11 protein-coding genes and 1 tRNA gene are annotated in these 15351 nt (G+C 73.7%); 5 read left to right on the top strand and 7 right to left on the bottom strand.

The window, feature by feature from the left end; all coding sequences use genetic code 11:
* From tmk to KBA23_RS12045, 4 genes are all read right to left on the bottom strand, one after another.
* A partial coding sequence (gene tmk, locus KBA23_RS12060) for a dTMP kinase (protein WP_290741255.1) occupies positions 1-471 on the bottom strand: 471 nt, incomplete at its 3' end.
* The gene (locus tag KBA23_RS12055; protein WP_290741253.1) at positions 468-1643 is read right to left on the bottom strand and encodes a D-alanyl-D-alanine carboxypeptidase family protein; all 1176 of its coding nucleotides are present in this window, start codon (positions 1641-1643) and stop codon (positions 468-470) included. The genes tmk and KBA23_RS12055, both read right to left, overlap by 4 nt.
* A gap of 55 nt (positions 1644-1698) precedes the next feature.
* Complete coding sequence (locus KBA23_RS12050; protein WP_290741251.1) at positions 1699-2184, bottom strand: hypothetical protein; 486 nt, start codon at positions 2182-2184, stop codon at positions 1699-1701.
* A gap of 68 nt (positions 2185-2252) precedes the next feature.
* Complete coding sequence (locus tag KBA23_RS12045; RefSeq protein WP_290741250.1) at positions 2253-4178, bottom strand: type II secretion system protein N; 1926 nt, start codon at positions 4176-4178, stop codon at positions 2253-2255.
* A 158-nt stretch (positions 4179-4336) separates the two neighbouring features.
* Here KBA23_RS12045 and KBA23_RS12040 point away from each other — a divergent pair, with 158 nt between their 5' ends.
* A complete protein-coding gene (locus KBA23_RS12040) occupies positions 4337-5032 on the top strand; it encodes an SIMPL domain-containing protein (RefSeq protein WP_290741248.1) in 696 nt (231 codons plus the stop codon).
* Positions 5033-5122: 90 nt separating this feature from the next.
* Here KBA23_RS12040 and KBA23_RS12035 read toward each other — a convergent pair whose 3' ends face one another.
* A complete protein-coding gene (locus tag KBA23_RS12035; protein ID WP_290741246.1) occupies positions 5123-6406 on the bottom strand; it encodes an O-acetylhomoserine aminocarboxypropyltransferase/cysteine synthase family protein in 1284 nt (427 codons plus the stop codon).
* 262 nt (positions 6407-6668) lie between these two features.
* On the opposite strand from KBA23_RS12035, the gene KBA23_RS12030 reads away from it, so the two are divergent.
* Positions 6669-8294 (top strand): M10 family metallopeptidase, encoded by a 1626-nt coding sequence (locus KBA23_RS12030; protein ID WP_290741243.1) that lies wholly within the window; start codon positions 6669-6671, stop codon positions 8292-8294.
* A gap of 61 nt (positions 8295-8355) precedes the next feature.
* On the opposite strand, the gene KBA23_RS12025 is transcribed toward KBA23_RS12030, so the two are convergent.
* A tRNA-Phe gene (locus tag KBA23_RS12025) sits at positions 8356-8430 on the bottom strand.
* A gap of 84 nt (positions 8431-8514) precedes the next feature.
* The gene (locus tag KBA23_RS12020) at positions 8515-9741 is read right to left on the bottom strand and encodes a UbiH/UbiF/VisC/COQ6 family ubiquinone biosynthesis hydroxylase (RefSeq protein ID WP_290741240.1); all 1227 of its coding nucleotides are present in this window, start codon (positions 9739-9741) and stop codon (positions 8515-8517) included.
* Positions 9742-9843: 102 nt separating this feature from the next.
* Between KBA23_RS12020 and KBA23_RS12015 the strand changes: the two genes are divergently transcribed.
* From KBA23_RS12015 to KBA23_RS12005, 3 genes are all read left to right on the top strand, one after another.
* Positions 9844-11154, top strand: a complete 1311-nt coding sequence (locus KBA23_RS12015; RefSeq protein ID WP_290741257.1) for an amidase — start codon at positions 9844-9846, stop codon at positions 11152-11154.
* Between the two features lie 140 nt (positions 11155-11294).
* Positions 11295-12497 carry an aminotransferase class I/II-fold pyridoxal phosphate-dependent enzyme gene (locus KBA23_RS12010; protein WP_290741238.1) on the top strand — a complete coding sequence of 401 codons (1203 nt, stop codon included), beginning with the start codon at positions 11295-11297 and terminating at the stop codon, positions 12495-12497.
* Positions 12498-12499: 2 nt separating this feature from the next.
* Positions 12500-15049, top strand: coding sequence for a DNA translocase FtsK (locus KBA23_RS12005; protein ID WP_290741235.1), 2550 nt, complete (start codon positions 12500-12502; stop codon positions 15047-15049).
* The last annotated feature ends 302 nt before the right edge of the window (positions 15050-15351 follow it).

Genomic DNA, 15351 nt, shown 5'->3' with positions numbered 1-15351 from the left:
CTCGAAGCGGTCCTCAGCCCCGCCGCGCGCCGTGCCGCGGGCATGGGCCTCGTCGGGATCGAGGTCGAGGATGACGGTCAGGTCGGGCTCGCGGCCGATCATCAGGGCGTGGAGCGCGTCGACCGTGGCGCGCAGGTCGGCCCGCGCCGCGCCCTGGTAGACCCGGGTCGAATCGGCGAAGCGGTCCGTCAGCACCGTTCGGCCGGCGGCCAGCGCCGGGGCGATGGTGCGCTCGACGTGGTCGCGGCGGGCGGCGGTGAAGAGCAGGCACTCGCTTTCGGCCGACCAGCGGCCCGGCGCGCCCTCGACGAGAAGGCGGCGGATCTCCTCGGCTCCGGGCGAGCCGCCCGGCTCGCGGGTCTCGACGACGTCGCGCCCGGCGGCGCGCAGCGTCGCGGCGAGCCGGCGCAACTGCGTGGTCTTGCCCGCCCCGTCGACGCCCTCGAAGCTGATGAAGCGCCCCGGGATCATTCCTCCGCCGTCGCGGGCGCCGTCTTGCTGCCGGGGAAGAGCGCAAGCGCCCGGTCGAGCGCGCTGCGCCCCGCCGCCTTGATGCGCACGCCGAGCCCGCCCTCCGGCACGTCCGCGCCGGCGAGAAGCGGGAAGCTCGCGGGTTCGGCGCCGGGAAGCTCGACCACCAGCCGGCCGATCTGCTGGCCGGCGGCGACCGGCGCGGGGACGGGTCCGTCATAGACGATCCGCGCCTTCGCCTGCGCGGCCGCTCCGCGCGGCGCCAGCATCTGGATCCGCTCGCCGGCGACGAGCGGCACCGTCGGGGCCGCGCCCAGCCAGACGTCGGCCTGGCCCACCTCGGCGCCGGCGTCGTAGAGCTTGAGCGTGTCGAAGGCGCCGAAGGCCCAGTTGACGATCTCGGCGCTCTCGGCGGCGCGGTCCTGCAACGTGTCGAGCCCGCTGATCACGAAGACGATGCGCTGCCCGTCGCGCACCGCCGACCCGACGAGGCCGTACCCCGCCTCGCTGGTGTGGCCGGTCTTGAGCCCGTCGGCGCCGAGGCCGGCGGTCAGCAGCGGATTGCGATTCTGCTGGGTGATGCCGTTGTAGGTGAACGCCGTTTCGGCGAAGTGGGCGTACTCGTCGGGGAAGTCCTCGATGATCCGCCGGGCGATGATCACCAGATCCTCGGCGCTCATCACGTGACCCGGTTCGGGCCAGCCGGAGGCGTTCTTCAGCACCGTCTCGTTCATCCCGAGCGCGTGGGCGCGCTCGGTCATCGCCTTGGCGAAGGCGGCCTCGGACCCGTATAGGTTCTCCGCCACCACCACGCAGGCGTCGTTGCCCGACTGCACGATGATGCCGAGGATCAGGTCCGAGACCTTCACCTTCCTGCCCGCCTCGAGGAACATCCGCGAGCCGCCCATCTCCTGGGCGTGCGCGCTGACGATGAACTCGCTGTCCGGGGTCACGCGGCCGTCGCGCAGCGCCTCGAACAGCATGTAGAGCGTCATCAGCTTCGACATCGAGGCCGGCGGCCGCGGCTGGTCGGCGTTCTTGGCGTAGAGGGTGAGGCCGGTGGCGTGGTCGACGACGAGGGCGATCGCGCCGCGGCTCTCGAAGGCGGAGGCGGGCGCGAAGGCCCCGGCGAGCGCCAGGGCGAAAGCCGCCATCCAGGACTTGCGGATCATGCGAGGTCTCCTTCCCGCCGCTCGGCGCAACCCATAGGCGAGGCGCCGTCGCCTGTCAAAACAGCCTCCGCAGCAGGGCGGCCGGGTCGGAGACCGGCTCCGGCTCGGAGCGCGGCGCCTCGCCGAGGCGGGGCTCGCGGCGCAGCGCGGTGACGCGGACCCGCGCCGCTCCGTCGCCGAGGCCGAGCGCCTCGGCCGCCTCGGCGGAGATGCGGATCGCCCCGTTCCGGCCGGTCCCGCCGCGGAAGAGCGCGACGTCGACATGCGCCGCGCCGCCGGCGAGCGCGACGCGCCCGCGCTCCGGCCGGGAGAGGCCCGGCACGACCGCCCACAGCCCGGCGGCGCCGTCCGCGTCGGCCACGGCCGGACCGGTCCAGTCGAAAACCGACGGCGCGAGCATGTCCACGAAGCTCAGCCGCAGTTCCTCCGGTCCGCGCTGCGCCGCCGGCGCTGCGTCCCCGGATGGGGCTTGCGCGCAACCCGCGAGCGCGGCGGCGAGCGCCGCGACAGCCGTGAGCCTGGTGAGCGCTGGCCAGACCATGCCGCCTCCGGAACCGTTCCGTAGCGATGTAGGTCTCCCGGCGCCGGGAAGGAAGGGCGCCAGCGGCCTCAGTCGGGCAGCCGCAGCACGCTGTCGCGGCCGCGAGAGCGCACCTGCACGCTGTCGGAGGCGATGGCGACGACCTGCACGCCCCGGATCGTGTCGCCGGGCTTGACGCGCTCCGTCTCGCCGTTGGGGAGCTGGATCAGGGCGTGCTTGCCGCCGGACCCGCCGAAGACGCCGACGAGTGCGAGCTGCGAGCGGCTGACCGAAGCTTCCTCCCGGCGCTGGACTTGCTTGGCGCGGGCGGGCTGGCGTTGCGGCTCGGCGCGGACGGTGCGCTTCGCGGTAGCCTTGGCCGGCGCGGCCGGCTCGACGCGCACGGTCTGCGTGCGCGCCGGCTGCGGGGCCGGAGCGGCGGCACGCACCGTCTTCGGCGTGGCCGCCTGCGCCTTCGGGGCCGAAGGCTGGGTGAACTTCGTCGCCGGGATGCGCGCCGGCTGCGGGGACGGCTGCAACGCCGCGGTCTGGACGCGCGCCGGCTGCGCGCGGATGACGGGCTCGGTCCGGGCGACAGGCTGGGCGCGCAGGACCGGTTTCGCGGCGGGTGCGACGCTGGCGCGGACCGGGGCCGGCCTGGCGCGGGCCGCAGTCGGCGTCGCCGTCGGGGCCGGGATGCGGCGCGGCTCGGGGGCGAGGACCGATGCGAGCCCGGGGGTCTCGGCGAGCGGCGCGAGCGAGGCCACCTGCACGCCCTCGGGCTCGGGAGCCTTCGGCCGGGCGGGAAGGACCGCGACCAACGCGCCCGGCCGGGCGCGCGGGGTGACGCTCGCCGCGGCGGCGAAGGCGTCCTCCGGCGTGGCCGCCTCGGCGGGAGTGGCGATGGCCGAGTCGAGCGCGGCGACAAGGCTCGCGACCGTGCCCGGGCGTGCGCTCGCCGGGCGCGGGACCGGACCGTTCTCCACCAGCGCGGCCGTGCGGACCGGCGGCGCGACGGCGGCGGCGGCGGTTCGCGGCCGCGGCATCGGACCGTCCGGGGCGGCCGGAGCGGCGATCGGCGTGGCGGCGGGCGTGGCTGCGGGCGCCGCCGGCCGCGCCATGGGCGGCGCGACGTTGTCGAGCGGCGTCCGGCTGCGGGGGAGGCTGGTCGCCGGCAGGTCGGTTGGCATGCCGCGCGTGGCGATCACGGCGGGGCCATACGGCGTGCCGGTCGGGGCGAGGACGTAGGTCCGCTCCGCCGGGCGCTCCGCGAGATCGACCGGCCGGCGCGGCGGCGGCGGGGCATAGAGCCGGGCGGCACGAACCGGGGCGGCGAGGGCCGGCGCGGCGGTTGCCGGCGCCGTCATCGCCTCGACGGGCGTGGCCTCGAGCGTGGCCTCGAGCGTGGCCGCGACCTCGGTCTGCGGCGTCTCTGCGACCGGGGCGAGGGCAGCGACGGGCAGCGGCGTCTCCGCCGGCGCCCAGGGACCGAGCCAGGCGAGCAGCGCGAGCGTCGCGGCGAGCCCGGAAGCGGCCGCGGCGCGGCCGCCGGCAAGCTCGGCGAGGCTCCCGCCGAAGTCGGGAGGAGCGGGGAATCCTTCAAAGACCCCTGCGCCGGTCAGTCGGTCTGGCCGGACGCCGGCGCGCCCGAGGAAGCCGCGCGCGTCGCGCAGGGTCGCCTTCGGGACGGCGGCGACGGGACGCAGGCCGTCCGCGCCCTTCGGTCCCATGCGCAGCGTCAGGTCGCGGGCGGAGGCGCCGAGCGCGCGGCCGGCGACGCGGGCCGCGGCCTCGCGGTCGCGCGCGCGGCCGCGCCACACCTCGCCCTCGGGCAGGACGGCGGTCAGCCGCCCGCCGCGGCTGCGGATCTCCGCCCCGACCGCGCGGAGCGTCTCCACCGCGTCGGCCGCATCGAGCTCGACCGCGCGGGGCGCCGCGCCGTCCTCCTCGACCACCAGATTGGGATAACCGAAACGCAGCCGGAACTCCGGCCTGCCCGTGCCTGTCCTGTTCATACTGGTCCCGATCTTTGTCGGTTGTCTGCTCTGCCGGCAGCCTACCCCATCCCGTTGCGTCGCGCCAGCATCGCGTGCGCCCTCACGCTACTTTTAGTTGTCCCTTCGTGTGGGTTGCGGCAGACGGTTCATGCAACTGGCTCCGAGGAGGCTCCGCAATGCGTCCCGTCTACACCGCGCTGACCCTGGTCGCGCTCGCCCTGCCGCCCGCGGCGCTCGGCCAGGAGGCCCCCGCGCCGGAGCCGCGGCGGCTGTTCGTGAGCGGCGAGGCGGAGGTCAGGGCCGTTCCTGACCGCGCCACGATCTCGGCGGGCGTGCAGTCGGAGGCCCTGAGCGCCGCCGACGCGCTCGCGGCGACGGCCGAGACGATGCAGGCGGTCTTTGCGGCCCTCGAGGCGCAGGGCGTCGCGGCAGAGGACATCCAGACCAGCCAGCTCTCGGTCGACCCGGTATGGGACGCGCAGCCCGACGACCGCCGGCCGCGGGTGCGCGGCTACACGGCCTCGAACCTCGTCTCGGTGCGGGTGCGCGACGTGGCCAGGCTCGGCGCGCTGATCGACGCGGTCGGGGCGGCGGGGGCCAACCGGATCGACGGCATCACGTTCAACGTGGAGAACCCGCAGGCGAGCCTCGACGACGCGCGCGGGCGCGCCGTCGCCGACGCCCGACGCAAGGCCGAGCTGCTTGCGCAGGCCGCGGGCGTGACCCTCGGGCCGGTGATCTCGATCCGTGAAGGCGGCTCCGGGGGGCCGGTCCCCATGTATGCCCGGGCCGAGGCGATGGCCGACATGCCCGTCGCGGCGGGAACGGTCGGCCTCTCGGCCAACGTCGAGGTCGTCTACGGGATCGAGTGAACCGGCGAAGGCGGCCGGCCGGCCCCGGAAGTACGCCTTCCCGCCGATGATCCCGCCGCGGCGACGCGATGTCGCCGCGGCGGGCGGCGATCAGCCGGCCGCCTTGACGAGCGCCTGCTCCAGGTCGCGGATGATGTCGTCGATGTTCTCGATGCCGATGGAGAGCCGCACCACGTTGGGCGCGGCGCCGGAGGCGATCTGCTGCTCGGGCGTGAGCTGGCGGTGGGTGGTCGAGGCCGAGTGGATGATGAGCGAGCGGGAGTCGCCGAGGTTCGCGACGTGGCTGAAGAGTTCGACCGCGTCGACGAAGCGCACGCAGGCCTCGTAGCCGCCCCTGAGCGCGAAGGTGAAGAGCGCGCCCGCGCCCTTCGGATAGAGCCGCCTGGCCCGGTCGTGGTAGGGCGAGGACGGCAGTCCGGCGTAGGTGACGTACTCGACCTCCGGCCGGGCCTCGAGCCAGGCCGCGACCTTCTCGGCGTTCTGGACGTGGCGTTCCATGCGCAGCGACAGCGTCTCGATTCCGAGGAGCGTCTGGAACGCGGTCGTCGGCGCCATGGTCATGCCGAGATCGCGCAGGCCCACGGCGATGCCGTGGAAGGTGAAGGCCATCGGCCCGAAGGTCTCGTGGAACCTGAGCCCGTGATAGGCGACCTCGGGCTCGGAGAGCGAGGGGAACTTGCCCGATGACGTCCAGTCGAACTGACCGGAATCGACCACGCATCCGCCGGTGACGGTGCCGTTGCCGGTCAGGTACTTCGTGGTCGAGTGGACGACGAGGTCCGCTCCCTGCTCGAACGGCCGGCAGAGCCAGGGCGTGGCGGAGGTGTTGTCCACGATGAGCGGCACGCCGGCCCGCTTCGTAACCTCGGCGACGGCCGGGATGTCGGTGACGTAGCCGCCCGGGTTGGCGATCGATTCGCAGAAGACCGCGCGGGTGTTCGCGTCGATCGCCGCCGCGAGCGCGTCGAGGTCGTCGAAGTCGACGAACTTCGCTTCCCAGCCGAAGCGGCGGATCGTGTGTGTGAGCTGGGTGTAAGTTCCGCCATAGAGGCGGGTCGAGGCCACCACGTTGCAGCCCGGCCGCATCAGCGGGAACAGCGCCATGATCTGTGCGGCGTGGCCCGACGAACAGCAGACCGCGCCGACGCCGCCCTCGAGCGTCGCGATGCGCTCCTGGAGGACGGAGACGGTCGGGTTGGTCAGGCGGGAATAGATGAAGCCCACCTCCTGCAGATTGAAGAGCGCGGCCGCGTGGTCGGCGTCGCGGAAGACGTAGGCGGTCGTCTGGTAGATCGGCGTCTGCCGCGCCCCCGTGGCCGGGTCTGGTCGGGACCCGGCATGGATGGCCAGCGTGTCGAAGCCGTAGGTGCTCATGTGGGTGTCTCCCGCCCCCGTGTCTCGTTGGCGCGGGACGCTATGCGAGCGGCGGCGGCGAGGCAACCGCGTGTCCGGCGTTCGCATTTCGTCAATCGTTCCGGCGCGTCGCCGCTCTGCCGTAAGCGCTTCGTTAGGATCCGGCGGCCACCCTCGTCGGTGGGGTGGCCCGGACCTGTGTGCCGGGCCTTGTGTGGGGAGCGAGCGGCCGGGCGTCTGCGTCCGCGTCGTCGCGCTGTGTCGCGGGGTGGGCATGGCCCGTATGAAGATTCTGACGCCGGCCGGATATTTCCGCGCCGACGGGGTGACGTCGAGCTACGCCTGGGCGGATGCACGGGTGAGCTTCAGCATCCCGGACGCGAGATCCGACTACGGCAAGGGCTACATCGATCCGGCGGCGAACAAGTTCGGCGCGATCTCCGGCGCGCAGGCGACGACGGCGCGCTGGATTCTCGAGCGGGGGGGAGGGTTCTCCGTCGAGGGGTTCACCGGGCTCCGCGTGACCGAGGCGGCGCGCGGCTCGGGCGCCGGCGAGATCCGCATCGGCAACGCCGCCGCCATCGGCACCGCCTATGCCTACATGCCGAGCGACCACGTGCTCGGCGGCGACGTGTGGTTCGGGACATCCGGCCGCAAGCCGGCGGCCGGCAACTACGATCACCTGACCATGCTGCACGAGATCGGGCATGCGCTCGGGCTGAAGCACGCCCACGAGCGCGACGGCCGCTTCGCGGCGCTGCCGAGCGCCTGGGACAGCATGGAATACACCGTGATGACCTACCGCCCCTGGGCGGGCGCGGCGGCGAAGGGACTGCGGGCCGAGAAGGCGGGGTTTGCGCAGACCTTCATGATGTCGGACATCGCGGCTCTCCAGCGCATCTACGGGGCCGACTACACGACCAACGCCGGTGACACGGTCTATCGCTGGACGCCGAAGGGCGGGCAGACCTACGTCGACGGCAAGGCGGCGATCTCGCCGGTCGAGAACCGCATCTTCCTGACGATCTGGGACGGCGGCGGCCGCGACACCTACGATCTCTCCGCCTATGCGACCGGAGTGAAGATCGACCTCGCCCCCGGCGGGCATTCCGTGTTCTCGAAGGCGCAGCTGGCCGCGCTGGGCGGCGGGCCGAACGGGGGCGACGCGCGGGGCAACGTCTTCAACGCATTGCTCCACGAGGGCAACCCGCGCTCGCTGATCGAGAACGCCGTGGGAGGGGCGGGGGCCGACAGCATCCGCGGCAACGCCGCGGCGAACCGGCTCAACGGCGGCGCGGGCGACGACCGGCTCTACGGCGAGGGCGGCGACGACACGCTGATCGGCGGAACCGGGTACGACCGGATCTGGGGCGGCTCGGGCGACGACAGGCTCTACGGCGGCACGCGCGGCGGCGTCCTCTCCGGTGAGGCGGGCGACGACCGGCTCTACGGCGGCGCGGGCGCGGAAAGCCTCCTGGGCGGGGCGGGCGCCGACGCGATCCATGGCCGCGGCGGCGTCGACGTGCTGACCGGCGGGACCGGCGGTGACGTGCTGGTTGGCGGCGCCGGGGCGGACACGTTCCGCTTCCTCTCCTGCGCCGAGTCCTCGCCCGCCGCGCCGGACCATATCCGCGCCGGCGACGGCGCCGCCGCCTTCGAGGGGCCGGGCCGCGCGGCGGGCGACCGCATCGACCTCTCGGCGATCGATGCCGACACCCTAACCCGCGGCGACCAGGCGTTCGTGTTCGGGACGAAGCAGGGGCGGGGCTGCCTCTGGGCGGTCGACGTCAACGGGGACACGCATATTCGCGGCAACGTCGACAACGACGCCGCGCACGAGTTCCTGCTCGTCATCGAGGACGGTGGGGTCCGGGCGTCGAGCTACGCCGCCCACGACTTCATCCTCTGACGCGGGAGCGGCGCCCGCTGCCCGGATGCGCATCGGCAGCTTCGTCGGGGTCGGTGAGAAGTGGTGCCCGGGGGCGGATTTGAACCACCGACACGCGGATTTTCAGTCCGCTGCTCTACCCCTGAGCTACCCGGGCACGGGGACGGGGGCCGTCAAGCGGGCCGTCGATAGGGCAGGGCGCGCGCGCTGTCCAGCGAAAAGTCCGGCGGCCGAACGGCGGTCACAGCGGGCGGCCCCGCAGCAGGCGGGGAAGGGCGCCGCCGAGGCCGGCGGCCTCGCGGATCAGCGCCCGCCGCAGCGGCGGCAGGCGGTTCACCAGTCCGAGCCCCAGGTCGCGCAGGAGCCGGAGCGGCGCGTGGTCGTTGGAGAAGAGCCGGTTCAGCCCGTCGGTCGCGGCCGCGAGCGTCGCGGCGTCGAAGCGGCGCCAGCGCTGGTATTCGTCGAGGACGTCCGCCGCGCCGAGGTCCTGGCCGCGCCGGCGCGCGGCCGCCAGCACTTCGGCAAGCGCCGCCACGTCGCGCAGGCCGAGGTTCAGCCCCTGTCCGGCCAGCGGATGCACTCCGTGCGCCGCGTCGCCGACGAGCGCCACGCGCTCGCCGACGAACCGCTCGGCGAGCGACAGCCCGAGCGGGTAGGTGAAGCGGGCGCCGGCGAGCTGCACCGCGCCGAGAAAGTCGCCGAAGCGCGGGCGCAGCACGGCGAGGAAGGCCGCGTCGTCGAGGCGGGCGATGGCGGCGGCGCGCTCGCGCGTCTCGGTCCAGACGATCGAGCTGCGGTTGCCGGGCAGCGGCAGGATGGCGAGCGGTCCCTCGGGCGTGAAGAACTGGTGTGCGACGCCGCGATGGGGGAGCTCATGCTCGACCGAGGCCACCAGCGCGGCCTGGGAATAGTCCCAGCCTACCCGGCCGATCCCCGCGCGGCGCGCCGTGGCGCTCGAGCGCCCGTCGCAACCGACGATGAGACGGCCGCGCAGCGTCCGCCCATCGGCGAGGGTGATCTCGACGTGCCCGGGTCGCACGATCTGGGCCACGACCGCGGTGGCGTCGAGCACGCGGATGCGCGGCTCGGCCGCCAGCGCCGCGGCCAGCGCCCGGCGCAGGAAGCGGTCCTCGAGGAAGTGGCCCATCGGCCCCTCGTCGATTTCCGCCCGGTCGAAATGCAGGAACCACGGCGCCGCGCCCTCGCCGGCGCGCCCGTCGCTGACCACGATCTCCTCGATGGCCTGCGCCTCGCGGCCGAGCGTCCGCCAGAGGCCGAGCGCCTCGAACATGCGCCGCGAGCTCAGCGCCAGCGCGTAAGCGCGGCCGTCGAAATCGTCGCGCCCGCGCTCGGCCGCCGGCGCCGCGTCGATCACCGCGCTGGTGATCCCGGCCGAGGCCAGCGCGAGGGCGAGCGTCGGGCCGTTCAGCCCGCCGCCGACGATCAGCACGTCGTGGTCGATGTCCATGACGCTACCTTTCCCCGCGCCGGGGCGATTGTCCACCGCCGGCGCCGCCGCTAGGTTGGCGGAAACCGCGGAGGGACGGCCTTGGACGAGCGCTGGTTGTGGATGTCGGCGGCGGAGCTGGGCCGCGGGATCGGGGCCGGCGCGATCGATCCGCGGACGCTGTGCGAGACCTATCTCACCGCGATCGCCGCCCATCCCGAGGCGGCCCGGATTTACGTGCGCACGACGCCCCGCCGCGCCCGTGCCGAGGCCGACGCCGCCGCCGGCCGCGCCCGGCTCGGGCTGCGTCGCGGCCCGCTCGACGGCGTGCCGGTGAGCTGGAAGGACGTCTTCGATCTCGCCGGCGAGCCGACGGAGGCGGGCTCGGCGCTGCTGCGCGGGCGCGTCGCGTCGCACGACGCCGCCGTTGTCGCCAGCGCCGCGCGGGCCGGCGTGGTCAGCCTCGGCAAGACGCATCTCTCCGAGCTCGCCTTCTCCGGTCTCGGGATCAACCCGATGACCGCGACGGCGCCGAACATCAACGACCCCGAGATCGCCCCGGGCGGTTCGTCCTCCGGCGCCGCCGCCTCGGTCGCCTTCGGGCTCGCAGCGGCGGGGATCGGCTCGGACACCGCCGGCTCGGCGCGCGTGCCGGCGGCGTGGAACGACCTCGTCGGGTTCAAGCCGACCCACGGGTTGCTGCCGCTTGCCGGGGTGACGCCGCTCCGCCCGCAGTTCGACACGGTCGGCCCGCTCTGCCGCTCGGTCGAGGACGCGGCGCTGCTGCTCTCCGTCCTGTCGGGCGGGCCAGCCCCCGACCTGGCGGGCGCGACGCTCGCCGGCGCGCGCCTGCTCGTGCTCGACGACGCGGAGACGCTTCCGACCGACGACGGGCCGGCCGCCGCCTTCGAGGCGGCGCTGGAGCGGGTTGCGGCCGCCGGCGCGCGGATCGAGCGCGGCCTGCCGCAAGCGGTCGCGTCGGCGATGCGCCTGTGGTCGACGGTCGCGGGCCCGGAGGCCTATGGGGTCTGGCGCGCGGCGATCGACGCGCGGCCGGACCTGATGTGGGCGCCGATCCGCGACCGCTTCCGGCTTGCGGCGACGATCACCGGCGCGGACCACATCGCGGCGCTGCGCGCGCTCGACGAGGCGCGCGAGGTCTGGCGCGCCGAGGTGGCGGGGTTCGACGCGGTGCTGCTGCCCGCGACCGCCAACCTGCCGCCCCGGGTCGACCGGCTGCTGTCCGATCCGGTCTTCTACGCGGCGCAGAACCTCGCGGCGCTGCGCAACACGAACCTCGCCAACCTGCTCCGGCTCTGTGCCTTGAGCGTCCCGACCGGCATTCCGGCCTGCGGCGTGATGGTCCTCGCGCCGGCCGGCGCGGAGGGTCGGCTGCTGCGGCTCGGGGCGGCGATCGAGGCCGCTCTCGCCTGACCTGTCAAAGGGTTAACGGTGGCGCGATTGCCACGCCCGGCGTTGCGGCGCGTCAAACGACTGGACCCGCGGCCCCCCAGCGGCTAGTCTCGCCGCCAGATCGGGGCGACCGTTCAAAGACCCTGGCGACGAGGCGATCGATGCAACTACCCGAGCGGTTCTCGAGCCTGCCGGAATACGCGTTCCCGCGGCTCAGACGGCTGCTCGCGGACGTCCCGCCGGGCGGCCCGGAGCTCGCCCTGTCGCTGGGCGAGCCGAAACACGCGCCGCCCGCGTTCGTCGGCGAAATCATCGCCGCCCATGCCGCAGAGTTCGGCCGCTATCCGCCGAACGAAGGTGTGGACGAACTGCGCCAGGCCATCTCCGACTGGCTCGCGCGTCGCTACGGCGTGAGCGTCGATCCCGACCGCGAGATCGTGGCGCTGAACGGCTCGCGCGAGGGCCTGTTCAGGGCCGCCCTTGCGCTCTCGCCCGAGCTGAAGCACGGCCAGCGGCCGGCGATCCTCGTGCCGAACCCGTTCTATCAGGCCTACGGCGCGGGCGCGCTGGCGGCGGGGGCGGACCTCGTTCCGGTCCCGGCGACCGCCGAGACGGGCTTTCTGCCCGACTACGCCCGCCTGCCGGCGGCGCTCCTCGATCGGGTGAGCCTCGCCTTCGTGTGCTCGCCGGCGAACCCGCAAGGTGCGGTGGCCTCGGCCGAGGACTGGCGGCGGCTGATCGCGCTCGCCGAGCGGCACGACTTCGTCCTCTGCGCCGACGAGTGCTATTCCGAGATCTGGCGCGAGACGCCGCCCCCCGGCGCCCTCGCCGCCGCGCGCGCGGCGGGCGCGGACCCCGAACGCGTGGCGATCTTCCAGTCGCTCTCCAAACGATCGAGCGCGCCCGGTCTGCGCTGCGGTTTCGCCGCGGGCGGCCCGCGCGCCATCGCGTCGCTCTTGCGGCTCACGGCCTATGGCGGCGCGCCGGTGCCGCTGCCGCTCCAGCGTGCGGCGGCGGCGCTCTGGCGGGACGAGGCGCATGTCGAGGCGAGCCGCCTTCGCTACAAGGCGAAGTTCGACGCGGCCGACCGCATTCTCGGCGGCATGCCGGGATACGCATCGCCGCCGGCGGGGTTCTTCCTGTGGCTCGACGTCGGCGACGGCGAGGCGGCGGCGGTGCGGCTGTGGCGCGAGGCCGGGGTGCGCGTGCTACCCGGCGGCTATCTCGGCCGGGCGACCGACGGCGGTCCGAACCCGGGCGCCGGCTATATCCGCGTGGCGCTCGTCGCGCCCCATGACGACACCATTCGTGGGCTGGAGGCGATCCGCGCCGTCCTCGCTCCGCACGCCGAAGAAAGGGTCTGACGATGGCTCCCCGCGCCAAGACGAAACGCCGCAGCCTGGTCGAGAGCGATACCGAGGAGGCGCTGCGCCGGCGGGGGGCCGAGCTTCTCGGGCTGATCCTGATGGGGATCGGCCTTCTCGGCTGGGCGATCCTCTGGACCTATTCGCCCGACGACCCGAGCCTGTTCTCCGCGACCGACGCGGCGCCGGCCAATGCGCTCGGCTTCATCGGCGCCTCGATCGCCGATCCGCTGCACCGGGCCTTCGGCTGGGCGGCCTACGGCGTGCCGCTCGCCTTCTCGGTCTGGGGGCTGCGGCTGGTGCTGCATGCCGGCGAGAACCGGGCGCTGAGCCGCACCATCGCCACGCCGGTGGCGCTGGTCGTGGGCGCGGCCTTCGCCGCCACGCACGTGCCGCTGGCCGGCTGGTCGCATGCCTACGGGCTCGGCGGGCTGATCGGCGACGCCTCGCTGCGCGCGCTGCTCGGCGCGATCCCGCTCGACCTCGCGGCGGCGCTGCCGCTGGCGAGCGTGGCGCTCGCGCTGCTCTTCGTGCTGACCGCGGGCTATGCGCTCGGGCTCACCTGGGCCGAGCTGTCCGGCTTCGGCCGTCTGGTCGGGCAGGGCTCGGTCGTCGTCTACGCCGGCGCGCACGCGCTCGGCGGCCGCGCCATCGGCGGGGCCGCCGCCGGAGCGCGGCAGGCCGCCACGATGGCGACCGAGGCCCGGGCCCGGCGCGCATCCGCCGCCGCGCCGTCGGCGCCACGCCCGGCCGGCGGGCCGATTCCGCGCTTCGATCCGGCGGTGTTGCGCGAGCCGGCCGCGTCCCCGCCGCCGCGCCCGGCCCGCGCCGCGCCGCCCTTGGTCGCGGTCGCGCCCGCTCTCGGCGACGAGGACGCGGAGGAAGACGACGCCCCGGAGACCGCGCCGCCGTCGTTCGTCACGCCGTCCTTCGCCGCGCCCGAGACCCGGGTGCAGAAACCCGCGCCCCGGCCGCTCGCCAAGAGCGCGCGGGCCCGCAGCGAGGAGGAGCCGGAGCTCGCGCTCGCCGCCGGCGAGTCCGTCGCCTGGCAGTCGCCGCCTCTGTCGCTCCTCCAGAGCCCGAGCACCATCGTCCGCCACCACCTCTCGACCGACGCGCTCGAGGAGAACGCGCGCATGCTCGAGAGCGTTCTCGACGACTACGGCGTGCGCGGCGAGATCGTCGCGATCCGGCCCGGCCCGGTCGTCACCATGTACGAGCTGGAGCCGGCCGCAGGCCTCAAGGCCAGCCGCGTCATCGGCCTCTCCGACGACATCGCCCGCTCGATGTCGGCGCTCGCCTGCCGCGTCTCGACCATCCCCGGCCGCAGCGTGATCGGCATCGAGCTGCCGAACGAGCTGCGCGAGAAGGTGCTGCTGCGGGAAATCCTTTCGGCCAAGGGGTTTGGCGACAGCGCCCATGCCCTGCCGCTGGCGCTCGGCAAGGACATCGGCGGCGAGCCGGTGGTGGCGAACCTCGCGCGGATGCCGCATCTGCTGATCGCCGGCACCACCGGCTCGGGCAAGTCGGTGGCGATCAACACCATGATCCTGAGCCTGCTCTACAAGCTTTCGCCCGACGAGTGCCGGCTGATCATGATCGACCCGAAGATGCTGGAGCTTTCGGTCTACGACGGCATTCCGCACCTGCTCTCGCCCGTCGTCACCGACCCCAAGAAGGCGGTCGTGGCGCTCAAGTGGGTGGTCGCCGAGATGGAGGACCGCTACCGCAAGATGTCGAAGATGGGCGTGCGCAACATCGACGGCTACAACGCCCGGGTGAAGGATGCGCTCGCCAAGGGCGAGGCGTTCTCGCGCACGGTGCAGGTCGGTTTCGACGAGGACACCGGCGAGCCGGTGTTCGAGACCGAGAACATCCAGCCGCAGGCGATGGCGTTCATCGTGGTCATCGTCGACGAGATGGCCGACCTGATGATGGTGGCCGGCAAGGAAATCGAGGCGTGCATTCAAAGGCTTGCGCAGATGGCGCGCGCGAGCGGCATCCACCTGATCATGGCGACGCAGCGGCCCTCGGTCGACGTCATCACCGGCACGATCAAGGCGAACTTCCCGACCCGGATCAGCTTTCAGGTGACGTCCAAGATCGACAGCCGCACCATCCTCGGCGAGATGGGGGCCGAGCAGCTGCTGGGGCAGGGCGACATGCTCTACATGGCCGGCGGCGGGCGGATCACCCGCGTCCACGGCCCCTTCGTCTCGGACGAGGAGGTCGAGGAGGTGGTGAACCATCTGAAATCGCTCGGAACCCCGAGCTATGACGCGCGCGTCCTCGACGGGCCGAGCGACGACGAGGAGGATGACATCGACCTCGTCCTCGGCCTCGGCGGCGGTTCGCAGTCGGACGATGCGCTCTATGACCAGGCGGTGGCGATCGTCGCCAAGGACCGCAAGTGCTCGACCTCCTACATCCAGCGCAAGCTCGCGATCGGCTACAACAAGGCCGCGCGGATCGTGGAGATGATGGAGGAGCAGGGCGTGGTGAGCCCGTCGAACCATGTCGGCAAGCGCGAGGTGCTGGTCCCGGAACGCTGAGCGACCATCCCGTTGAAACGGCGGAAGAAACCGTTGCTGGAATGCGGCTGGAAACCTGGCCGGAATGGGGCTTGCCACCTTTTGCACCAACGGCACGGGACCCTGACTCCCTGTCGTTGAGGGGTTTTCCTCGGAGTTTGTCTGCTGATTCGCTCCCTCCCGAGGCGGGGAGGCCGGTCGTGTCCCCGGTGGTGGTGTAGTTCGCCGGTAGCGTCGCCGCCTGCCTGCGCGGACCATCGCGCTGGCAGGCAGGCGGCGACGCGGTGGTCATCGCGCGATCTTCGGCGATGGTCGGGTTGCGA

Origin of the sequence: Amaricoccus sp. (genome assembly GCF_017995835.1) — a bacterium.
Lineage (GTDB): Bacteria > Pseudomonadota > Alphaproteobacteria > Rhodobacterales > Rhodobacteraceae > Amaricoccus.
Note: the sequence above shows the minus strand (reverse complement) of the source record. Positions and strands in the feature narration are given on the sequence as shown.